The organism is Olleya sp. Ti.3.14 (assembly GCF_038154885.1).
In the GTDB taxonomy this organism is placed as follows: Bacteria; Bacteroidota; Bacteroidia; order Flavobacteriales; family Flavobacteriaceae; genus Olleya.
Map to the genome: position 1 here is coordinate 442866 of NZ_JBAKAO010000001.1, position 23461 is coordinate 466326.

Here is a 23461-nt window from a genome sequence, read left to right on the forward strand (position 1 = left end):
ATTATGGCACTATTAGAAAGCATCATGAAAAAAATAATGAATAAAGGCCAGATTACATCCAAAATAAGGCTAACAGATAGCGTTTATAAAATAATCATTACAAGTGACGCTGTACAAGCTATGGATTTTATTCCTGGATATTTTATACGATTAGGTATTGGTATTGGCACAAACACCAATACAAAAAAAGATATGGTAAGAAGTTATTCCATTTGGGATATAAATAAAGACACCAATACAATTAGTCTAGCTATAGCTACGGATAGCAATGGTATTGGAGCACAATGGGTAAAAGATTGTAATGTTGGTGATACGGTTTATTACAAAACAAAAAAAGGTGCTTTTACATTAGATACTTCTGCTGAAAGTTATTTAATGATTGGAGATTTATCTGCTTTATCACATTTATATAGTATAAACAATGGTTTAAAAAACAAGCAGGTAGAAAGCATTATTTATAATAATACACTAACTGATTTATTTGAGGATGTAGATGATACTAAACCTTTTAATTTTTATGAATTAGAAGAAAATGCTATCGATAGTATTTTACTAAAAGTAAAGGAGCAACTTCCAAATCTCAAAGGAAAAAAAATGGTATATATTGCAGGAGATAGTAGAGTTTGTATTGCTTTAAATCATTATTTCAGAAAAGAATTACATTGGGACAGCAAACTTATAAAAACTAAACCGTTTTGGAATCCTGAGAAAAAAGGTTTAGAATAACAGACATAAAAAATAGCTTAGTAACTTTGTAATCTCCAATTAACAACAAAATGGCAATAGAAAACATTCCAGAAATCTACTTTGACAATCCTTCCAAAAGTAAGGACATTTTTGTGTACGATTTTAAAATGACCAGCGATGTTGTTAAAAGCAAAGTAAATTTAAGCATGAATATGTTTAGTTTTCTACAAGTTGGTAAAAAGCAAGTCCATTTTGCAAACACCTCTAAAGCAGTTAATAGCGAGCAATCATTATTGTTAAAAAAAGGAAACTGGCTTTGGACAGAGTTATTAGACACGGAAGCGATTTATTATTGTAAACTCTTCTTTTTTTCAGAAAAAAACTAACCGATTTTTTAAGTAAGTACACCAAAGACGTTAAGCCTTACCAAGAAAAGGTGCCCTATTTTGTAATAGAAAATGATGATTATATAGCGTCTTTTATAAGTTCGTTATCTTCCATTACTTTTGAAGATTTTCCGTATTGTGATGCAATATTAGCGCTTAAATTTGACGAAATATTATTGTATTTACTAGACAAATATGGCAGCGAATTTGAGCATTATCTACACGCCTTAATCTCTAAAGAAGTGTCTCCTTTTAAAAACATTATAGAAGATCACGTGAACTCTAACTTAAAATTAGAAGAAATTGCCTTTTTATGCAATATGAGTTTATCGACTTTTAAAAGACATTTTAATGCTGAATATAAAGAAGCTCCAGGAAAATGGTTAAAAGATAAGCGTTTGCAAAAAGCAAAAGAATTACTACAAGGAGGCGATTTAAAAGCATCTGATATCTATCTAGAAGTCGGTTACAACAACTTATCTAACTTTAGTGTGGCGTTTAAAAACAAATTCGGAATTAGTCCAACCGAAATTTAAATATTTCAATTTTATTTTAAAGTGCTGATAATCATGTTTTTAATAATTAATTAAGACTCATTTAACACCAAGTCTCACTATTTGGACTGTTTTCATAAGTTATTGAACCATATCAATAAATACAAAGCCTCTCCTCCATTCTATCTTTGTACCATAATTAAAATGCTTGTCACAAAGCATATATTCACATTAAAAAAACTTATAATTATGGCAAATGTAACAAAACCCGAATTTAAAGAAAGATATGGAAACTTTATCGGAGGAAAATTTGTAGACCCAGTAAAAGGGCAATATTTTGAAAACAGATCTCCTGTAGATGGTAAAGTATTTACACAAGCAGCACGATCAACACAAGAAGATATCGATCTTGCTTTAGATGCAGCACACGAAGCGTTTCCTGCTTGGAGCAACTCGTCTGCAACAGAACGTAGCAATGCGTTATTAAAAATTGCTCAGGTTATGGAAGATAACTTAGAGTATTTAGCAACCTTAGAAACTATAGATAATGGTAAGCCAATTCGTGAAGCTCGCGCTGCAGATATTCCTTACTGTATTGATCATTTCCGTTATTTTGCAGGTGTAATTCGTGCAGATGAAGGAAGTATTTCTGAACACGACAAAGACACAGTAAGTATCGTATTACACGAAGCTGTTGGTGTGGTTGGAGAGATTATCCCATGGAACTTCCCTATCTTAATGTTAGCTTGGAAAATTGCTCCAGCTTTAGCTGCAGGTTGTACAGCAGTTGTAAAACCAGCAGAACAAACACCTACAAGTGTAATAATGTTAATGGAACTTATTGGTGATATTTTACCAGCAGGTGTGTTAAACATTGTTACTGGTTTTGGTAAAGAAGCTGGTGCAGCATTAGCAACCTCTAAACGTATTGCAAAATTATCGTTTACAGGATCTACAGAAACTGGACGCACTGTATTACATAATGCAGCCGAAAATATTATTCCTGTAACTATGGAATTAGGAGGTAAATCGCCTAATATTTTCTTTCCATCTGTAGCAGCACAAGACGATGAGTTTTTTAGCAAAGCTATTGAAGGTGCATTAATGTTTGCTTTAAATCAAGGTGAAATTTGTACCTCTCCTTCTCGTATTTTAGTACACGAAGCTATTGCAGATCGTTTTGTTGAAAAAATGCAAGAACGTTTAAAATTAGTTAAACCTGGAAACCCATTAGATCCAGAAACAATGATTGGTTCTCAGGTATCTAAAGCGCAATACGAAAAAATATTAAACTATATTAAAATTGGTATTGAAGAAGGTGCTGCTGTTTTAGCTGGTGGTGAAGCTGGTAACTATGAAGGTGTATTATCTGAAGGTTATTACGTACAACCAACCGTTTTAAAAGGAGATAACAAAATGAGAGTCTTCCAGGAAGAAATTTTTGGACCTGTTGTAGCCTTAACAACGTTTAAAACTACGGAAGAAGCGATCGCTATTGCAAACGATACACCTTATGGTTTAGGCGCTGGTGTTTGGTCAAGAGATGCTCACGAATTATATCAAGTACCACGTGCTATACAAGCAGGTAGAGTTTGGGTAAACCAATACAATACCTATCCAGCACACGCACCTTTTGGTGGTGTTAAGGAATCTGGTTTTGGTCGTGAAAACCACAAAATGGCATTAGACCATTACCGTGTTGTAAAAAACATGTTAATCTCTTATGACAAGAAACCAATGGGCTTCTTTTAATTAAGAAACAACTATAGCTTTTTATATAAAACCTCAGACAAGTCTGAGGTTTTTTAAATAATTGAAATTACTTTTATTTTAAAAAAAATCAACAATTTTACTTAATCTTTTAATTTAGCATAATATAACTCTGTCTTAACATCGTAATATTTATAGGTAGCATCTGCATTATAATCAAAAAAACATTTACTATTTAGCCTTTGTTATTTTGTGTCGTAAAGGTCAATGTTTTAAATTCCGTTACTATTAATACCTATTGTAAAGTAACTGGAGCTCTAAAATGAAAAAACAAGAATATTTAATTTACACGAAGGAACAATACCCTTATGAAATAAAGATATTCTATACATTTCTTGTTATTAAAAGCTAAAAAAACATGATACAATAGATAAGCATTTATACTAGTTTACTGAATACGGTTGCTATGTAAGTATGGATATAAATTATGGTTTAATTATTATAACTTTAATTATGTATGCTTGCACACACTTAAAACCTAATAAAAAACTACCCTAAAAGCGCAACAATCTCACTAAAACCCTTAGCTTTTGCATAATCAAAAGCGGTCTTACCTTCGTTATCTTTAATGGTAGTATCTGCTTTTTGCTCTAATAACAATTTTACAATCTCAACTTTATTATATTGTGTAGCAAAGGTCAATGCTGTTGTCCCGTTGGTATTGACTTCATTTAAATCAGCTCCATTTTCAATTAAGTACTTAGCAAAAGCGACGTTTCCTTTAAAACTAACACCAATTAAAGCAGTATTTCCAGACGCATCTTTAGCGTTAATAGGCGCACTATGTTCTACTAAAACTTTGGTTGCATCTTCATTATCAAAATACGTTGCCAGAATTAATGGGGTAAATCCACGTTGGTCTTTTGCTTCTGCTAATTTTGGGTTTTCATTTAATAATGCTTTTAAGGTAGCTGTATCATTATTTTTAATACTTTCAAAAACTTTATCTGTATTCATTTTGTTTCATTTTTACTATTATTAAAAGCTGTCTGAATCTATATTCTTAATGTGATTCAAAATATAAAACCTTAGGTTTCAACTTAAAAAAATTCATTTAAATTATTAATAATCAATAAAAAAGGAATGGACTTTACATAAATCCATTCCTTTGTATTATATATTATCGTCTTTTATTTCACGTCAAAACGATCTAAATTCATCACTTTAGTCCAAGCTGCAACGAAGTCTTTTACAAAACGATCTTGACCATCATTTGCGCCATAAACTTCTGCTATGGCTCTTAACTCTGTGTTAGAACCAAAGATTAAATCGGCTCTAGTTCCTTTAAACTTAACTTCACCAGTATTACGGTTACTACCTTCAAAGAATCTATCGTCTGAAGACGTTGCTTTCCAAGTGTATGTAAAGTCTAAAATGTTTTTGAAAAAATCGTTAGTTAAACTACCAACATGATCTGTAAACACACCATTATTAGAGCCATCGTAATTAGCACCTAACACACGTAAACCACCAACTAAAACAGTTAATTCTGGCACAGAAAGCGTCAGTAAATTAGCTTTATCAATAAGCAAATCTTCTGCAGCAATTTTTAAGTTTCCTTTAATGTAGTTTCTAAAACCATCTGCTAAAGGCTCTAAATACCCAAACTGCTCGATATCTGTTTGCTCTTGTGTAGCATCTCCTCTACCTTGTAAAAAGTCTACTTCCTGATTGTATCCTGCATTTTTTAACGCTTTTTCTACTCCAACATTTCCAGCAAGCACTATTAAATCTGCTAAAGAAACAGAGCCTTCAAATTTAGTTTTAATACCTTCTAGTACATCAAGGACTTTATTTAATTCGGTTGGATTATTCACTTCCCAGCTACGTTGTGGCTCTAAAGCAATACGTGCTCCATTGGCACCACCACGATTATCTGACCCTCTAAATGTTGATGCTGAAGCCCAAGCGGTAGTTACTAATTGTGAAACTGTCAAACCAGAATCTATAATCATAACTTTTAAGTTAGCGATATCAGTATCACTTAATGTATAATCCACTGTTGGAATTGGATCTTGCCATAATAATTCTTCTTTAGGTACTTCTGGTCCTAAATATCTAGACGTTGGTCCTAAATCACGATGCGTTAATTTATACCATGCACGTGCAAATGCATCTTCAAAAGCTTTATGGTCGGCATGAAAACGTTTAGAAATTTCTAAATATTTAGGATCAACTTTTAAAGCGATATCTGCAGTCGTCATCATTAAATCTTGTCTTCCGTTAGCGTCACCTGCTTTTGGAGCGCGTTTGGCATTAGACTCTGCTGTTGGTTTCCATTGGTGTGCACCAGCTGGACTTTTAGTTAATTCCCAATCGTAATTTAATAATACATCAAAATAATCTGCATCCCAACGTGTTGGATTTGGTGTCCAGGCACCTTCAATACCACTAGTAATAGTATCGTCTAAAACACCTGTACCAAAACTATTTTTCCAACCAGTACTCATTTCTTCGATTGATGCACCATGAGGTTCTTTACCAACATATTTATTTGGATCTGCAGCTCCATGCGCTTTACCAAAAGTGTGACCACCAGCAACTAAAGCTACAGTCTCTTCATCATTCATTGCCATTCTTCCAAAGGTTTCTCTCACATCATGTGCTGAACCCATTGGATCTGGAACTCCGTTTGGACCTTCTGGGTTAACATAAATCCAACCCATCATTACAGCTGCTAAAGGATCTTCTAGATCGCCTTCTTTATATCTGTCTTCATTTGCTCCCCATTCTGTTTCACTTCCCCAATAAATATCTTGTTCAGGCTCCCAAACATCCGCTCTACCTCCTGCAAAACCAAATGTTGGAAAACCCATAGACTCTAAGGCGCAGTTACCAGCTAAAATCATTAAATCTGCCCAAGAAATTTTATTACCATATTTTTGTTTGATAGGCCATAATAATAAACGAGCTTTATCTAAGTTACCATTATCTGGCCAACTATTAATTGGTGCAAAACGCTGGTTTCCAGCTCCTGCTCCTCCACGACCATCACCAACTCTGTACGTTCCTGCACTATGCCATGCCATACGTATCATTAATCCTCCGTAATGTCCATAATCTGCAGGCCACCAGTCCTGAGAGTCTGTCATAAAAGCTGTAAGTTCTGCTTTTAAGGCCTCATAATCTAAACTTTTAAAAGCTTCGGCATAATCAAAGTCATCTCCCATTGGATTAGACTTAGAAGCATTTTGACGTAAAATATTTAGTTTTAATTCGTTTGGCCACCAATCTCTATTTTTTACTCCACCACCAGAAGTATGTTTAACTGTACCACTTAAAAAAGGGCAATTTGCTGAACTTTCATTAATATCAAAGTTTTTACCATTTGGCTGATGACTTGAATGAGGATTATTTTCCATAGTATTTATTTTAGATTTAATTTGAGATAAAATTAGATATATACCTTATAAATTTACTATTAAAAAAATTGATTGTTACTATTTTAGAATAGGTTTTGCTTATCGACTATATAAAATTCAATAGTTTAAAATTATTTGATAAAATTTTGCTAACATTGATTGTGACACCTCATTATTACTTATTTTTACTTGCTTAACAAAAAAATCAATAAAAATGGCTAAAATAACATTAGGAGGCACTCCTGTTGAAACTATAGGACAATTACCAAAAATCGGAGAAAAAGCTCCAGATTTTACTTTAACACTTAGCGACTTATCGACTCAAAAATTATCGGACTTTGAAGGTCATAAAGTGGTATTAAACATTTTTCCGAGTGTAGATACTGGTACATGCGCAACTTCTGTAAGATCGTTTAATAAAGAAGCTGCAGAGATGGATAATACTAAAGTACTTTGTATCTCTAGAGATTTACCATTTGCTCAAGCACGTTTTTGTGGTGCAGAAGGTATTGATAACGTTATGATGTTATCTGATTTTAAAACTGGACAATTTGGTAAAGATTATGGTTTAGAATTTGCATCTGGTCCTTTTGAAGGGTTACACTCTAGGTGTGTTGTGGTTTTAGATGAAAATGGAATTGTACAATATACAGAACAAGTACAAGAAGTGGCTGACGAGCCTAACTATAAAGCGTCACTTTACGCATTATTAGATGAGTAAAAAAGAACCATTTATAATTAATCGTTTAAAAAGTGTTGGGTATGCCTTTAAAGGCATGCTCTTACTTTTAAAAACAGAAGCCAGTATACAAATACAATTTTGTATTGCTATTATTGTTACTATCACTGGTTTTGTTTTAAACATCTCCTCTACTGAGTGGATTATGCAGTGTTTTGCCATAGGCTTGGTCATGAGTGTAGAAGGTGTGAATACTGCTATTGAGGCTATTGCAGATTTTATACATCCAGAACATCACGAAAAAATTGGTTTTATTAAAGACATTGCTGCAGGTGCTGTTTTTATTGCATCCATAGCTGCTACAATCATTGGTTTGATTATTTATATCCCAAAGCTATTTTAAACAATTATCCATTAGGATAAACGTTAACTATTTGTATTTTTACGCAAATTAAACCCAAAAATGGCGAAAGCAAAAAAACAAACTAAAACAAAAAAGAAAGTCGGTTTTAAAAAACCTGACTTAACCCTAACTAGTCAGCAAAAACTAGTCTTAGGTAGCTTTTTAATAATTTTAGGTGTCTTGTTTTTTATATCCTTTTTGTCCTATTTATTTACAGGTAAAATTGACCAAAGTGCCTTAACCGAATTTTCTTCAAGAGAGGTAGAAACCCAAAATTGGCTAAGTAAACTAGGTGCTTGGATTAGCGATTTATTTATCCAACGTGGTTTTGGTATAGCAGCTTTTATATTTTCTGGTCTTACCTTATTATCAGGAGTCTACGTGCTTACTGACCTAAACAAAACTAAATTACGTAAACATTGGTTTTGGGGCATTTTAGTTGTTATTTGGTTTTCAGTTTTATTTGGCTTTTTTGCTCATAAAAATGATGTATTAAGCGGAACTATTGGTTTTGAAATTAATAGCTTTTTCCAAGATTATGTTGGTAAAATTGGAACTATATTATTATTAGCTTTTGCTTTTATTAGCTATTTAGCCATTCGTTTAAAATTTACACCACAACGCATAGCAGCTATCTTTAAAAATGCTAGAAAGAATATTAAGGACGATTTTAAAGATGATTTTGTTCCTGTAGATAATTCGTATTCAGACGAAGCTGAAGCTATGAAATCTGCATTTGAAGTGGATAAAAAAGTAGAACCTACAATTTCAAACCATTCAAAAATAGAAACCACAAATAATATAGAATTAACTCAAGAAGTTAGTACTCCTGAGGTGTCTTCAAAAGAAATAAAAACAGAAATAACAACACCTAAAATTGAAATAGAAGAACCTCAAATGGAAATTGAGGTAGAAACTGTTAAAGAAGAAATATCCGAAACAGATAATCTTGCTAATAAGTTAGTGGAAGACTTTGGACAGTTTGACCCTACTTTAGAGTTAGGCAAATATCAATTTCCTCCTTTAGATTTATTAAAAAAATATGATAATGAAGGGGTTACCATTAACCAAGAAGAATTAGAAGAAAATAAAAATAGAATTGTAGACACTTTAAATAACTACAAAATTGGAATTGCTAGTATTAAAGCTACCATTGGACCAACAGTCACGTTATATGAAATTGTTCCGGAAGCTGGAATCAGAATTTCAAAAATCAAAAATTTAGAGGATGATATTGCTTTATCACTGTCTGCTTTAGGTATACGTATTATTGCACCAATTCCTGGAAAAGGAACCATTGGTATTGAAGTGCCTAATAAAAATGCAACCATCGTTTCCATGCGCTCTGTAATTGCATCTCAAAAATTTCAGAAAACCGAAATGCATTTACCAATAGCAATTGGTAAAACAATTAGTAATGAAACTTTAGTCATTGACTTAGCTAAAATGCCACACTTACTAATGGCTGGAGCAACAGGTCAAGGTAAATCGGTAGGTTTAAATGCTGTACTAACATCGTTATTATACAAAAAGCATCCTGCTGAAGTCAAGTTTGTTTTAGTCGATCCCAAAAAAGTAGAGTTAACCTTATTTAATAAGATAGAGCGACACTACTTAGCAAAACTTCCGGATGAGGCTGAAGCTATTATAACAGACAATACCAAAGTGATTCACACATTAAACTCGCTGTGTATAGAAATGGATAATCGTTACGAAATGCTTAAAAACGCACTATGTCGTAACATTGTTGAATATAACACCAAGTTTAAAGCGCGTAAATTAAATCCAAACGAAGGTCATGCTTACCTACCATATATTGTCTTAGTAGTCGATGAGTTTGCAGATTTAATTATGACCGCAGGAAAAGAGGTAGAAACACCTGTTGCTCGTTTAGCACAATTAGCTCGTGCAATTGGGATTCACTTAATTATTGCAACTCAACGTCCTTCTGTAAACGTTATTACAGGTATAATTAAAGCTAACTTCCCAGCACGTATTGCGTTTAGAGTATCTAGTAAAATAGACTCTAGAACCATTTTAGATGCAGGTGGAGCAGATCAATTAATTGGACGTGGAGACATGTTATATACACAAGGTAATGATATGATACGTATCCAATGTGCTTTTGTTGACACTCCAGAAGTTGAAAAAATTGTAGATTTTATTGGTAATCAAAAGGCTTATCCAGATGCTTATTTATTACCAGAGTATGTTGGTGAAGAAAGTGGCACAAGTCTTGATATAGATATATCTGAAAGAGATGTTTTATTTAAAGATGCTGCCGAAATTATTGTGACAGCTCAACAAGGGTCTGCTTCTTTATTACAACGTAAATTAAAATTAGGTTACAATCGTGCAGGTCGTTTAATTGACCAATTAGAAGCAGCAGGAATTGTAGGCGGATTTGAAGGTAGTAAAGCAAGACAGGTTTTAGTTGTAGATTTAGTAGCTCTTGATCAACTATTAGAAAACGAAAAAAAATAAATTACATTTAAAATGAAAAAATTATTAGTATTATTTTTATTAGCTACAAGTAGCATTTTTGCGCAGGATGACCAAGCAAATAAACTTTTAAACGAAGTTTCAAACAAAGCTAAAGGTTACAACAATATTTCTATTGCTTTTAAATACGTTTTAGAAAATACTGAAGAAAACATAAAACAAGAAACCAAAGGTGACGTTGTTATGGAAGGTGATAAATACCGTTTAAATATTTTAGGTATTACGCGTATTTATGATGGTCAAAATATATATAGTATAAGCCCAGAAGATGAAGAGGTTACTGTATCTAAAGGAAGTGATCAAGATGAAAGCACGATTACACCTAGTAAAATGTTAACGTTTTACAAGGAAGGTTTTACTTTTAAAATGGATATTGTACAAGATGTTAATGGTAGAAAAATCCAATATGTTAAACTAACACCAATGGATTCTAATTCCGAAATTAAATATGTTTTGTTAGGTATTGATACTAAGACGAAACACATCTATAGATTAATAGAGGTTGGAAATAACGGAACAAAAACAACTTTGACTGTTAATTCTTTTAAAACTAATGAGACTTTATCAAAATCCTTATTTACCTTTGACAAAAATAAATTTAAGGACTATTACATCAATAAACTGGATTAATTCTAAGTGAAAATATTAGATAGGTACATATTAACTACATATCTTAAAACCTTTATCAGCGTGTTTGTAATACTCATGCTGATTTTTGTTTTACAGGCTATATGGCTATACATTAAAGAGTTAGCAGGAAAAGACTTAGACATTGTTACCGTCTTAAAGTTTTTAATGTATATCACTCCTACCCTTATTCCGTTAATTTTACCGCTTACAATTTTGTTAGCGTCCATTATGGTTTTTGGTGATTTTGCTGAAAACTATGAGTTTGCTGCAATGAAGTCTACAGGGATTTCATTACAACGTGCCATGTCTGGATTAGGTCTATTTATTGTAGGCTTAGGTGTATTAACCTTCTTTTTTAGTAATAATGTTATTCCGTGGGCAGAATATAATAGTTTTAATTTAAGAAGAAACATTGCTAATGTAAAACCTGCTATGATTATAGCAGAAGGTCAATTTAACGATATAGGTGATGCCTTTAATATTAAAGTTGAAGAAAAGTCTGGTAAAAATGGTAAATTTCTTAAAGGTATAACAATACATAAAAAAGGGTCTAGTCGCATGTCTGGTAACTTTACCACAATTGTTGCAGACCATGGAGAATTGGCAAGCCAAGAGGATTCAAACGTGCTTAATTTAGTTTTGTATGATGGATATTATTACGATGATACACCACCTAGAAAAGCGGAAGAACGAAACAAGAAACCTTTTAGTAAAGCCGAATTTAAAAAGCATATTTTATCTCTAGATTTATCTGAATTAAATAATATTGATTTAGACCAAAAAAATGTTGAGAACAAATACACGATGCTTAACGTATCAGAGTTAAATTACACAATAGACTCGCTTAAAACAGAACGTAATGGCGTGGTTAGCGAGTTTTCCAACACCATATATAATAGGACTAATTTACCAACTTTAAATTTGACCATCAAATCCATAAAAGATAGTATTTATGGTGGAGATATTTTAGACATTTTTAATACCAAACGTAAAATACAAGTATTAGATTATGCAGTTAATAGTGTATCTAGTACTCAACAGATATTAAAATCTAAGACCACAGCTTTACAAATAAAGAACTCTAATATTTATAAACATGGTATACAATTGCACAAAAAATTTGCATTAGGTATAGCCTGCATTATTCTGTTTTTTGTTGGAGCTCCATTAGGTGCCTTAATACGTAAAGGAGGTTTAGGTTTACCAATGGTTATTGCTATAGTCTTGTTTTTAAGTTATCATTTTATAGGTTTATTTGCCGAAAATAGTGCTAAAAACGGAAAACTAAACCCTGTACTCTCTGCTTGGTTTTCAACGTTAATCATGTTACCTTTAAGTATATTTTTGACTAAACGCGCAACTCAAGATAGAGGTATTTTTGAATTTGACCATATTACAGTTCCTGTTAAAAATTGGTATAATGCCAAATTTGGTAAAACTAAAATAACAGCTGACACATTAAGCTCTGATACAATCTATCTGCCAGAAACCGAAAAAACTAGCTATAAAACATTATCAACACTTAGTATTACTTTTTACATAATTAGTGTTGCTTTATTTATTTTATACTTTGTATTTAAAAACAACAAATTACCAGTTGTAGCTTTAGCTGGAATACAGATTAGTTTAGTTTCATTTATTGTATTTTTATTTAATTATATAAAATCAACTTTAAGCTTTAATAAGTTACACAGCCTAATTTCTGATAAAAAAGAACCTCTAATACAAACCATTATAGGTATAGTTATTTATCCTTTAATATATATATTAAGAGTTCAAAAACTTACTATTGGAACAGATTATAATATCTTACCAAATAGCACATTAGAAGACATAGCAACCACTACTCCAATTACTTTGGAAGCTAGTGATATTAAAAATTATAAAATAATATCTAAATTAAGTTACGTGTTTTTTACAATCGCGTTAGTATTATTTATTTTATTTTTTGTGTTTAAAAACAACAAGCTTCCTGTATTCTCACAAGCTAGTATTCAGATAAGTGCAATTTCATTTTTAGTGTTTCTTTTTAATTATATTAAAGCAACCCTTGAATACAGAAAACTACTTAAAATAATATTAGTAAAAGACAACTCATTAGTTACCGTTTTAGGAGCTGTTTTTTACCCTTACACGCATTACTTTAGAACTCAAAAACTAGATACTTAGTTATACTAACTAAGAAATATGCAATATCTTTGCAGTACAACACAAATGTTATGATTACTACAAAAACAGAACGACAAACTTCTTTTCAATTAAATACAATAGAAGAAGCAATTCAAGATATAAAAGCAGGAAAAGTTATTATCGTAGTCGATGATGAAGACAGAGAAAATGAAGGTGATTTTTTAGCTGCTGCAGAATTAGTTACGCCAGAGATGATCAACTTTATGGCTACTCATGGTAGAGGATTAATTTGCACACCCTTAACAGAACATAGATGTGAAGAATTAGATTTACATATGATGGTTACTAACAATACCGATCATATGGAAACTGCCTTTACAGTATCTGTAGATTTAAAAGGAAATGGAGTAACCACAGGAATATCTGCAGGTGACAGAGCAAAAACCGTACTATCATTAACTAATCCGGACACTAAACCTTTTGATTTAGCACGACCAGGTCATATCTTTCCTTTAGTAGCAAAAGAAGGTGGTGTTTTAAGACGAACAGGTCATACGGAAGCTGCTATAGATTTTGCAAGATTAGCAGGCTTACAACCTGCTGGAGTTATTGTCGAAATCATGAACGAAGATGGTACTATGGCTCGCTTACCTCAACTAATTGAAGTTGCTAAAAAGTTTGATTTAAAACTAGTATCCATTGAGGACTTAATTGCCTATAGAATGGATCATGATTCTTTAATTGCTAAAAAAGAAGATTTTCAGATTGAAACTAGATTTGGTAGTTTTAGATTAAGAGCTTATCAACAAACGACAAATAACCAAGTACATATAGCTTTAACTAAAGGTGATTGGACTAGTGAAGATACCGTTTTAACACGAGTTAATTCTACCTTAGTAAATAACGATATATTAGGTACGTTAACCAATAACGCAGACGAGAAATTAGATGATATGTTCCGTGTAATTAATGACGAAGGTCGTGGAGCTATATTATTTATAAACCAACAAGCAGAATCTATGAATTTACTGCAACGCTTGTCTGTTTTAAAAAGCGCGCAAAAGCCAAACACTGTTGCTAAAGCTCCTGCTATTGCAATGGATAGTAAAGACTTTGGAATTGGAGCACAAATTTTACATGATTTAAATATTCATAAACTAAAATTAATATCTAACTCTCAGCAAACAAAACGTGTTGGTATGATTGGTTATGGTTTAGAAATTATAGAATACGTGGGTTATTAATTAATAACTTTATCACAAAAAAAAAGCTCCAATTATTTATTAATTGGAGCTTTTTTTAGATGTTATTTTACTACTTATATCCTATAAAAGTATCTTGTGCATCTAATACATTTTTGACATAGGTCTTAAATTCTGGATAGTCAGCAGCTTGAATACGTTCCATTGAAGGCTTTGATTTAATTTCAACCTTTAATTGATTAGCCTTTAACTTACTATAACTTATGCTATAGGAATGGTCTTTAAAAGTTAGACTAACATTCTCAGGAATTTCAGTAAAAGACTGATCGGCTTGGATATTAACAATATAGTCTACTTGGTAAACATCCATGTTTTCGTATAATGTATAATCAATTACATGCTCACGTTTTTCTAAACTAACAATACTATTGGTATAAGGATTAGATACCATTGGTAATTGCAACACATTAGTAGATCCTATTTTATTTATTTTTTTATTTAATGTCATATCTGATGTATATTTAATCAACATGTCATCATTAAGTCTTTCTATATTATTCACACTATTTAAAGTAAAGTCATCTGATAATCTATTATCATAATCTTCGTAAACAGATTTTTTAACAACCTCTGCATTTGGCTCTGCAAATACACTAGAATAATAAGAATTAATATGACCTCTATATTCTGAGTCTATTACCATACCAATTTTTGAATTATCGATATTTAATGTAACTAAGTTTTTAGAGACCGCTTGCTCTCTTGATAAATTATTTAATTTAAATAAATCATACGTTTTAGTATCATTTCTATCCAAAGGAATCTCTAAAGCTGTAGCACCTCTTAATGATGTTGGTAAAGATTTATACGGTAAATACTTATCTGTTAATTCTAAAAACTGATCTTTTCCATCAATTTTAACTTTTGCAATACAGTGATTAAAATCTGTACTAGGCAATACTAAACTGTTATAACCGTAATCTGAGGTTAAAACAAGTACTAAATTAGCGTCTAACTCGGCTTTTTTAGCCAACGTTACATATAAAGTAGAAAAGTCTTTACAATCTCCTAAATTAGTTTTAATAGTTTTAGATGGTTTTTGTGGTACAAATCCACTTTGTCTAAAACTAACATAACTATAGGTAAAATTATTACGTATATAATTGTAGATAATTTTAGCACGTTGGTCTTCTGATAAATGCTTGTAACCTTCCGGAAATAATGCATCAAATGTATCTTGCACAGTCGCGTTAACCTCCATAACACTTCTAACTAGGTCAGAATACCATATAGAAATTTCGTTCCAACTATCTATTGTACTAAAGTGAACATACTCTGCAACATCACTATCGCTTGGCATATAGTCTTCACCTTGAGGTAATCCTGGATTATTTAAAATAGTCCATTCGTATAATTTAGAATCACCTTTAGTTGTTATTTTAGGTTGTGTATTACCGTTAACACTTTTATAATTTAATTTATAATCTTTTGGCGCAATTACTTTAACTGAAGAAGAGGCAGTAGGATGAAAAGAACCTAACATAAAACGGTCAGAATACGTTTTGTAAAAACGACCTGACTTAGAAAACGAATATTCGTAATCTAAATAAATAACATCACCAATTGACAATCCGTTAAATACTAAGCTAGATCCACTTTTATCTGCTGGTACGATGCTTTTATCTTGTTTAACAATTTCTGATTTATTAATATTATATGTTCCGCTTAAACCTAAATCATATTCTTTAAAACGTTCTACTCCATTGTCTGAAGTAATTTCGTAGATAAAAACAGATCTATAATTACCACCACCTTCACTATACAACTCTACAGTACTATTATCATGTAATATATTAAACCCATAATTATTGGTTAAAATCTTACCTCTAGTGTCCATAATTAATCCGTAAGCATCTTCTGTTACTAAATCTTTTAAAACGTTATTTTCGTTATTTAAATCTTTTAATTTTTTTCTTAGGGATTTATCGTTGCTATTGTGAGCCAATGATGCTTGATACGCAGTAATTGCTTTTTGTTTATCTATTTGAAGTAAAGCATCTCCTTTTAACTCTTGAAAAACAAACGAATCTGGAAAATTTGATAATCCTTGATCAATATATTTTAAAGATTCTTTATGTTTTTGATATTGATGTAATTTATTAATAATTGATCTTAAGTAATAATTATCTGTCCCTAGATATTCAATCTCATTGGTCAGCATATCCATGACTTTATCTTTTTGATTGCGTCTATCGTAATAAGACACTAGCTGTCTAACTAAAGCTAAGTCAAAGGTGCTTTTTTCTAAATCTTCTAATATACTAATGGTCTTATTTTCCTCTTCAAACAATGACGCATATAAAGGTGCATAACGTAATACTAACTTAGTATTACCATCTGCCATTTTCATTAACTTATCTAGGTTTTTTTTGACTTTAGCTTTATTTTCCTGACGTGCATTGTAGATAAAATCTGCAGTTTCGTGCATGATTTCTAAATCAATAGTTTTTTTAAGTTTCTCAAGGTATTCTTCTAACTCAGTAAGACTCATTCTAGTCAACTCGTCAAACAACATCACTTTTAATAAAACTGGTAGATAATAGGAGTCGTCATCCAGTTCCATATTTTTATTAATTTCTTGTATGCTAGTATAATCTTCTTCTAAAGAATACACAGAAATCATTAATTTTCTTAATAAAGAGCTTTTTGGATATTGCTCTAAAAATGGTTGTAATACTTTTTTAGCTTCTTCATATTTAGAGTTTCTTAAATACGTTTTTACTAAACAATAGGCATTAAAAAAGTTATTTGGGTTTTGGTCAAGTTTATTTAAAAAATAAGCTTCAAAACTATTAGTAATTGGCTTTGCATTTAGTTGACTTACAGTACTTTTATTATAGTCAGCATAGCTTGCAGTATCTTTTAGATTAGTATTATGTGAGCCATCTAAATTTAATGGACTAACTATAAAGTAGCTACCATAATCACTCTCTGCGGTTTTTATTAATAACCTATTATTACCTTTAGGAAACGTTACTTTGACTTGATACGCATCTAGGTCTGTAACGACGTCTTGTTTGTTTTCAAAAATTACTACATCATTTAACCATAATTTAAAAGCAGATCCGCTTCCTATACGTAAAATTACTGTTTCGTCTTGTGATGCAGTAACAAATGTTTGCGCATAATTAACACCAGAGCCATACTCTTCATGATTTGTAAAAAACTGATAAGCCTCTTCTTGGTTTTTTGCAGTGTACCAATTAACAAAACCATTACTTTCTGCATCAAAAGGCGCATCACTATTAGCGTTTGTTTCTGGACCATATACACGATCAAGACCACTTTTATTTAAGTTTTCAAAAACACCACAATACTGCCAATGTCTAAACGATGGTATATTGTTCATTTTAGAATTATATGTCTTCCAGTCTTTACTGTCTCTTGCTAAAACAGACTCTAGGTAAATTATAGCATCTTTGATAGTGCTATGAGTGGGATTTTTTTTAGCAACGCTTTGAATTGCTCCTATATTTTTGCTATTAAAACCAGTTTCTAGATACGTATTAAATAAATAATTTTCATTCCAAAGTGCATATAAGTAATACTGATAATCTGCATCATTTAAAAATGCAGGCAAAAACTCTTTATTAGTTCTAAATTGACCATTCTCTACCCTAAGCATTTCATTAACAATAAGATTTTGAATAGTATTGTCATTAACATTCTTTAATGTTTCAGTAGCAGAAACACGATTATTACTTAATAACTCTTGCCAAAATTGATCATAATTATCTTGGGCTAAAGCCGAATAAAAGCTTAGCAAAATAAATAGTATAGCGAATTTTTTCATTTAGTGGTTGGTTTAAGGGATTGTGATAATAAATTAAAGATTATAGTGATTGTTTTATAGCGTCTACCATAACTTGAGCACGCTCACGGACTTGTTGTTCGGTCCAAGATAACTTTATCAAACAAGATATGTTTCTACCAATAAAATGATCTGAAGCATCAAATGTTTTAGTTTGCAAGTACGCTAAACCTTTTTTAACGTCGTTAGATACTGGATACAAGGTTTTAATATCTTTTAAATGCTCCCATTTTCTAATATAATGCCAATTATTATCATAATAATGAAAACAAGCATCAACACCACTTTCTTTAAAAGTAGAAGCTACTTTTCTGGCAGTATCTAAATTAGGTAAGAAAAAGTTTAAAAACGCGTAACTTTCTTCTCCTCCTTCTGGAACCGTTCTAAAAGTCACCTCCGGAAACACAGACAGTGCTTCCCTTAATATTGTGTAGTTTTTTTTCTGAATAGCGATAAAATCCTTTAATCGTCTTATTTGAGCCAATCCTACAGCTGCATTAAGCTCTGATAGTCTAAAGTTATATCCTAAATATGGATGTAATTCTGCTCCTCTATCACTACCAATATGATCATGACCATGATCGGTAAACAAATCAGCGTTTTTAGCATATTGTGCATTGTTAGTAACCACTGCTCCACCTTCTCCACAAGTTATTGTTTTTACAAAATCAAAACTAAAACATCCTAAGTCACCATAAGTACCAAGATATTTTCCTTTATAAGTTCCTCCAATAGCTTGGCAAGCATCTTCGATTAGCTTAAGATTATGATCTTTAGCTATAGCCATCAAAGCATCTAAATTAGCCATGCTTCCACACATGTGCACTGGCATTATAGCTTTAGTCTTGCTGGTAATTGCTTTAGATACAGCTTCAGGGTTAAGGGTTAACGTATCGTCAATATCTACCAAAACAGGGATTGCGCCTAACATCATAATAGCTTCAAAACTAGCTACAAATGTAAAGCAAGGCATAATAACTTCATCTCCTGCTCCAATACCAGCTAGCGCTAACGCAACAGATACAGCAGCTGTACCATTGGTAACTAATTGTGCGTGATTAACTTCTAATGTATGTTGAATTTCGCCTTCTAAAGATTGTGCTTTGTAATGTCCATTTCTCATGGCATCAAAACCATAGCGCATCAAAACACCATTATCTAAAACATCCTCTACTTCTTTTCTCTCTAAAGCTCCAAAGCTTTCAAATCCTGGCATCTGTATAATATTTGTTAATATTCCAAATCTAACAGAAAATAAGCAATAAAAAAAACGTCTAAATATTAATTTAGACGCTTTAATAACTATAGATGGTATTTATTATACTAGTAGTTTTCTAAAATAGATTCAATAAAAGCAAAATGTCTGTCTGTTTCACGTAAAAAGGTATAACCAGATAATTCGCCTATAATATTTAATTGATCGTTTAATGCCACTAAATTTGGATAACCTCCATTGGTATTGTATTTACTAACCACAGTATTGTTTTTCTTTTGTTGTTCTTCAGAAATTATATCTGTACGTCTTGGCATATCAATCATAACTAACACAAACTGTTCTGCTTTTTCTTCAAAAGCTTCTGTATTAAAAAAGTCTTTTTTCAACATCTTGCAAGGTGCACACCAATCACTACCTGTAAAGTAAATTAATATTGGTTTTTTAGATGAAATAGCCTCAGACTTTGCTTCATTTAAATCCGTCAACCAATTTAAGTTTGACATGTCTTCGTCTTCTTCTTGAGCAGAAACAGTGAAAGAGATACATAAGACAAATAAAAATATTATTTTTTTCATATTGTGTGTGTTAAGCTTTACAAAAATATTCTTTTTACTGAATTAACAATAATCTTGCCACGAAATTCTATTTCCAAATAATTACGCTTTCTTCAATAGGTTTTCTAACTTTTTTAAGTTTAGACATAAAATCATCTTCAGCCCTATATCCTATTGGCATAATAAGTACAGATTTTAAATTTAACTTTTCTAAATTTAAAGTAGCATCATAATCTTTAGTCGAAAACCCTTCCATAGGACAAGCATCTATATTTAATAACGCACAAACCGTCATTAAATTTCCTAAAGCTAAATAAGCTTGTTTAGAGGCCCAAGTTTCTTTATCAATTTGAGTTTTAGCATCAAAATCCTGAACTAAAAAATTTTTAAATGGATCCAAAATCTCATTAGGAGTGTTTCTAATTTCTTTAACTCTATTAAAATAATCTAAAACAAAAGGTGTATCCATTTTTGAATCAATGCAAAACACAAATAAATGAGAAGCTTCTTGCACCTGTTTTTGATTAAATGATAAAGGCACTAATTGCTTTTGTAAAGTTTTATCTTTTATAACTAATAACTTTATTGGTTGAAGACCATAAGATGTTGCAGTTAAATTAAACGCTTCAGTTAAAATTTTAATATCACTTTGTGCAATTATTTTTTTTGAATCAAAACTTTTGGTGGCATATCTCCAGTTAAGTTTTTCAATTATATCCATAATATCCTTTTTTAAGCAAAAATAAAGCTTATCAATCATGCAAAACACATAAAACCCTATAGATTTTTAAATAATGTAAGATTTAATTACTTGTTATCATATTGATAAACAACTTTTTAAAAAATAATGCATTTTTTATTTGAAAATAACTAAAATCATATCTATATTTGCACTCGCAATTGGAGGATATCCAATGAGACACTCAAGGAGAATTGGCAGAGTGGTCGAATGCGGCAGTCTTGAAAACTGTTGAGGGTCACACCTCCGGGGGTTCGAATCCCTCATTCTCCGCAAAAGCCTTACATTTTATGTAAGGCTTTTTTATTATTTCAACTTTTGATTTTATCAATTACACAGAGATCTATATTTTTTTGAAAAACCTATTACACGTATTTACTTATGGTTATTGATATTTTTATTACATCTATTTTGATTTAAATTGCTTAATTGCTTCTTTAAAAAATGATATAGCATCATTTATATTTACGTCCAACAATTCGTAAATTGCACCTGTAAAATCTTCTGTTTTCCACTCTCCTATTGTTAATTCACTAAAATTATAAGGTTTAATTATTTTATCATTTTTATATCCAGAGATATAAAAATAGTGGGTTTTAGATACATTATCCGGAATCGCTAGTCCTAAACCAATGGTTAAATTAGTATCTGGTATCTTTGCATAAATACCAGTATCAAAATGATGAGGCCATACTCTGCAAGGTGCTTCCAATTTATAATTTGATTTTATACTTTCAATAACTTTTTCTGCCATTACACGTTGAGCTGTCAATGTTTTTAGACGATCTAAATTAGACAATTTAAAAGTGTAACTTGCGTTTATACTATATGGCAACGTATAATGAAACTTATAGGTGTACAACTTATTAAGATTGCTTTTAGACATATCCGAAAGCCACTTTAGGATAGTGCTATGCGAGACACCATCCAAACTAAAACTTATTATACCTTTTTTAGACTTCCATACTAATGCGAAGTTGTCGTAATCTAAACCTAAGACATCTTCGTTTATAGAAAGTGAATGCGTATATAAACACTTATCTGCTATACTAAATCCAAAATTTGTGTGACTGTCGTCGTCTTTCTTTTCAAGAAAACTAATTCCAGCTGCAGCTAAATACTGAGCTGCCAAATGCATTTGATCATCCATAATAAGTTGTTTTAGATATTATAATTAAGTCTATAAATTAGTGTATTTAAGCATCAATAATTTAATTATTACATTAAAATTTTCTTAAATAAGCTTATTAATACAACATACTTAAAAGTTGTGACAAAAAATGTGATGAAATTATTAGTCTTAATACTTTATAAAAACCATACTATTTATTCTATTAGATTTTGACATAAAAAAAAGCCATAACGTCTATTCTGTTATGGCTTTTTAAAATTATAAGTTTTGACATTACTCCCAAAACCCTTCAATCTCTTCTAGAGATTTACCTTTAGTTTCTGGTATAAATTTATAGGTTACGTACACTATAATTAATATAAAAGCAATAAATATAAAATAAGGTAAAGAGCCATTCCATGGAGCACTATTATTAGTCTCGCTTCCCATAACCATTGGAAATGATTGAGAAACTACATAATTTGCAGCCCATTGTGCTGCTACAGCTACTGACATAGCTACACTACGTATTTTATTTGGAAACATCTCTGACAATAACACCCATACTACTGGTCCCATTGATAATGCAAAAGATGCAATAAAAATTAAAACTCCTATTAAAGATAACATACCAACACTTTTTTGTTGTAATGTAACTCCTAATAGCAAAAATCCAATTATCATCCCTATTGACCCTATGTACAATAAAGGTTTACGTCCAAACTTATCTACCGTAAACATGGCTACAAAAGTAAAGACTAAGTTGACAAATGCTAATAATATTTGTTGTGCTAAAACATCTTCTTTTCCAAAACCTAAGGCTTTTTCAAAAATATCTGCACCATAATATAACACTGCATTTATACCTGTAAATTGTTGCAACATAGACAAAGCAGTACCTATTGCTATGATTATTAATATAGCTTTAGAAAAATAACTAACCTTAATACCATCGTTATTTTGGTTTAAAGATTTTTTTATTTGTAACATCTCTTTAGACGCTACTTTGGCATCATTAATTTGCTCTAATACAATTAATGCCTCTTTATCTTTTCCTTTTAAAGCTAACCATCTTGGACTTTTAGGCACAAAAAATAATAGTATTAAAAATAAGCCACTTGGTATTAACTCTGACCAAAACATACGACGCCATCCAAATTCTATGTTTTCGGCTATTGTTAAATTGTTTCCTATATAATAAGTTGCTAAAAACACTACAAAAAAGCCTATAACTATCGCTAATTGATAATACGTAACCATACGACCTCTTATGTTTGAAGGTGCAATTTCTGCTATATACATTGGTGCATTCATAGATGCTACACCTATACCTAATCCTCCTAAAATTCTAAAAAATACTAGCATACTAACTGATTGTGGAAAAATTTCTGGTAAGCCAGAACCATATGCTGATAGTGTAAATAATAATGCCGAAATAATTAAAGACCATTTTCTACCTATTTTTATACTTAATGGTCCTGCTACTATTGCTCCAACAAAGCAACCTAATAGTGCACTACCAACAACCCATCCTTTTAAAGCATCGCTTAATTGAAAATGTTCTGTAAGATAATATTGAGCGCCATTTATAACACCTGTATCATAACCAAATAATAAACCTCCTAATGCTGATACAGCTGCAATTAGAAGTAAGAAAACACTTTTTTTCATTTAAATAATTTTTGTTAGCCAATAAATATACTATTAAATTGATAATAAATTCAA

Annotated in this window: 16 protein-coding genes, 1 tRNA gene and 1 pseudogene; 10 read left to right on the top strand and 8 right to left on the bottom strand. The window is 31.3% G+C overall.

Annotated elements, in window-relative coordinates; all coding sequences use genetic code 11:
• Positions 1-3: 3 nt before the first annotated feature.
• From V6251_RS02075 to V6251_RS02085, 3 genes and pseudogenes are all read left to right on the top strand, one after another.
• Entirely contained in the window at positions 4-726 is a 723-nt protein-coding gene (locus tag V6251_RS02075) for an SIP domain-containing protein (RefSeq protein WP_341586838.1), read from the top strand.
• Positions 727-776: 50 nt separating this feature from the next.
• Positions 777-1609, top strand: a pseudogene (locus V6251_RS02080) (helix-turn-helix domain-containing protein).
• Positions 1610-1816: 207 nt separating this feature from the next.
• A complete protein-coding gene (locus V6251_RS02085) occupies positions 1817-3319 on the top strand; it encodes an aldehyde dehydrogenase family protein (RefSeq protein WP_341586839.1) in 1503 nt (500 codons plus the stop codon).
• A gap of 507 nt (positions 3320-3826) precedes the next feature.
• Here the strand turns inward: V6251_RS02085 and V6251_RS02090 are convergent.
• Both V6251_RS02090 and katG read right to left on the bottom strand, forming a co-directional pair.
• On the bottom strand, positions 3827-4294 hold the full coding sequence (locus V6251_RS02090; protein ID WP_341586840.1) for an ankyrin repeat domain-containing protein: 468 nt from the start codon (positions 4292-4294) through the stop codon (positions 3827-3829).
• Between the two features lie 173 nt (positions 4295-4467).
• Positions 4468-6699 (bottom strand): catalase/peroxidase HPI, encoded by a 2232-nt coding sequence (gene katG, locus V6251_RS02095; protein WP_341586841.1) that lies wholly within the window; start codon positions 6697-6699, stop codon positions 4468-4470.
• A 214-nt stretch (positions 6700-6913) separates the two neighbouring features.
• Between katG and tpx the strand changes: the two genes are divergently transcribed.
• From tpx to ribB, 6 genes are read left to right on the top strand one after another with little or no spacing between them, the layout of a single operon-like run.
• Positions 6914-7420 carry a thiol peroxidase gene (tpx, locus tag V6251_RS02100; RefSeq protein ID WP_292944692.1) on the top strand — a complete coding sequence of 169 codons (507 nt, stop codon included), beginning with the start codon at positions 6914-6916 and terminating at the stop codon, positions 7418-7420.
• The gene (locus tag V6251_RS02105; RefSeq protein ID WP_341586842.1) at positions 7413-7781 is read left to right on the top strand and encodes a diacylglycerol kinase; all 369 of its coding nucleotides are present in this window, start codon (positions 7413-7415) and stop codon (positions 7779-7781) included. Before tpx ends, V6251_RS02105 begins: the two co-directional genes overlap by 8 nt.
• Positions 7782-7841: 60 nt before the next feature.
• Positions 7842-10265, top strand: coding sequence for a DNA translocase FtsK (locus tag V6251_RS02110; RefSeq protein ID WP_341586843.1), 2424 nt, complete (start codon positions 7842-7844; stop codon positions 10263-10265).
• Positions 10266-10277: 12 nt separating this feature from the next.
• Positions 10278-10913 carry a LolA family protein gene (locus V6251_RS02115; RefSeq protein WP_341586844.1) on the top strand — a complete coding sequence of 212 codons (636 nt, stop codon included), beginning with the start codon at positions 10278-10280 and terminating at the stop codon, positions 10911-10913.
• 6 nt (positions 10914-10919) lie between these two features.
• Positions 10920-13082 carry an LptF/LptG family permease gene (locus tag V6251_RS02120; protein ID WP_341586845.1) on the top strand — a complete coding sequence of 721 codons (2163 nt, stop codon included), beginning with the start codon at positions 10920-10922 and terminating at the stop codon, positions 13080-13082.
• Positions 13083-13132: 50 nt separating this feature from the next.
• Complete coding sequence (ribB, locus tag V6251_RS02125) at positions 13133-14287, top strand: 3,4-dihydroxy-2-butanone-4-phosphate synthase (protein ID WP_292944677.1); 1155 nt, start codon at positions 13133-13135, stop codon at positions 14285-14287.
• A 70-nt stretch (positions 14288-14357) separates the two neighbouring features.
• On the opposite strand, the gene V6251_RS02130 is transcribed toward ribB, so the two are convergent.
• The 4 genes from V6251_RS02130 to V6251_RS02145 all read right to left on the bottom strand — a co-directional run bounded on the left by V6251_RS02130 (position 14358) and on the right by V6251_RS02145 (position 20607).
• A complete protein-coding gene (locus V6251_RS02130) occupies positions 14358-18098 on the bottom strand; it encodes a DUF3857 domain-containing protein (protein ID WP_341586846.1) in 3741 nt (1246 codons plus the stop codon).
• 40 nt (positions 18099-18138) lie between these two features.
• Positions 18139-19332 carry a DegT/DnrJ/EryC1/StrS family aminotransferase gene (locus tag V6251_RS02135; protein ID WP_341586847.1) on the bottom strand — a complete coding sequence of 398 codons (1194 nt, stop codon included), beginning with the start codon at positions 19330-19332 and terminating at the stop codon, positions 18139-18141.
• A 107-nt stretch (positions 19333-19439) separates the two neighbouring features.
• On the bottom strand, positions 19440-19907 hold the full coding sequence (locus V6251_RS02140) for a thioredoxin family protein (RefSeq protein ID WP_341586848.1): 468 nt from the start codon (positions 19905-19907) through the stop codon (positions 19440-19442).
• A 67-nt stretch (positions 19908-19974) separates the two neighbouring features.
• The gene (locus V6251_RS02145) at positions 19975-20607 is read right to left on the bottom strand and encodes an NAD(P)H-dependent oxidoreductase (RefSeq protein ID WP_341586849.1); all 633 of its coding nucleotides are present in this window, start codon (positions 20605-20607) and stop codon (positions 19975-19977) included.
• Between the two features lie 206 nt (positions 20608-20813).
• On the opposite strand from V6251_RS02145, the gene V6251_RS02150 reads away from it, so the two are divergent.
• Positions 20814-20898 (top strand) — tRNA-Ser (locus tag V6251_RS02150).
• Between the two features lie 133 nt (positions 20899-21031).
• On the opposite strand, the gene V6251_RS02155 is transcribed toward V6251_RS02150, so the two are convergent.
• Positions 21032-21775 (bottom strand): hypothetical protein, encoded by a 744-nt coding sequence (locus V6251_RS02155; RefSeq protein ID WP_341586850.1) that lies wholly within the window; start codon positions 21773-21775, stop codon positions 21032-21034.
• A gap of 255 nt (positions 21776-22030) precedes the next feature.
• A complete protein-coding gene (locus V6251_RS02160; protein WP_341586851.1) occupies positions 22031-23407 on the bottom strand; it encodes a sugar porter family MFS transporter in 1377 nt (458 codons plus the stop codon).
• Positions 23408-23461: the final 54 nt, after the last annotated feature.

Bases quoted from the DNA above. Each gene is read 5' to 3' on its own strand.
- V6251_RS02075 (WP_341586838.1), top strand. From the start codon at position 4: ATGGCACTATTAGAAAGCATCATGAAAAAAATAATGAATAAAGGCCAG.
- V6251_RS02085 (WP_341586839.1), top strand. From the start codon at position 1,817: ATGGCAAATGTAACAAAACCCGAATTTAAAGAAAGATATGGAAACTTT.
- V6251_RS02090 (WP_341586840.1), bottom strand. From the start codon at position 4,294: ATGAATACAGATAAAGTTTTTGAAAGTATTAAAAATAATGATACAGCT.
- katG (WP_341586841.1), bottom strand. From the start codon at position 6,699: ATGGAAAATAATCCTCATTCAAGTCATCAGCCAAATGGTAAAAACTTT.
- tpx (WP_292944692.1), top strand. From the start codon at position 6,914: ATGGCTAAAATAACATTAGGAGGCACTCCTGTTGAAACTATAGGACAA.
- V6251_RS02105 (WP_341586842.1), top strand. From the start codon at position 7,413: ATGAGTAAAAAAGAACCATTTATAATTAATCGTTTAAAAAGTGTTGGG.
- V6251_RS02110 (WP_341586843.1), top strand. From the start codon at position 7,842: ATGGCGAAAGCAAAAAAACAAACTAAAACAAAAAAGAAAGTCGGTTTT.
- V6251_RS02115 (WP_341586844.1), top strand. From the start codon at position 10,278: ATGAAAAAATTATTAGTATTATTTTTATTAGCTACAAGTAGCATTTTT.
- ribB (WP_292944677.1), top strand. From the start codon at position 13,133: ATGATTACTACAAAAACAGAACGACAAACTTCTTTTCAATTAAATACA.
- V6251_RS02130 (WP_341586846.1), bottom strand. From the start codon at position 18,098: ATGAAAAAATTCGCTATACTATTTATTTTGCTAAGCTTTTATTCGGCT.
- V6251_RS02135 (WP_341586847.1), bottom strand. From the start codon at position 19,332: ATGCCAGGATTTGAAAGCTTTGGAGCTTTAGAGAGAAAAGAAGTAGAG.
- V6251_RS02140 (WP_341586848.1), bottom strand. From the start codon at position 19,907: ATGAAAAAAATAATATTTTTATTTGTCTTATGTATCTCTTTCACTGTT.
- V6251_RS02145 (WP_341586849.1), bottom strand. From the start codon at position 20,607: ATGGATATAATTGAAAAACTTAACTGGAGATATGCCACCAAAAGTTTT.
- V6251_RS02155 (WP_341586850.1), bottom strand. From the start codon at position 21,775: ATGGATGATCAAATGCATTTGGCAGCTCAGTATTTAGCTGCAGCTGGA.
- V6251_RS02160 (WP_341586851.1), bottom strand. From the start codon at position 23,407: ATGAAAAAAAGTGTTTTCTTACTTCTAATTGCAGCTGTATCAGCATTA.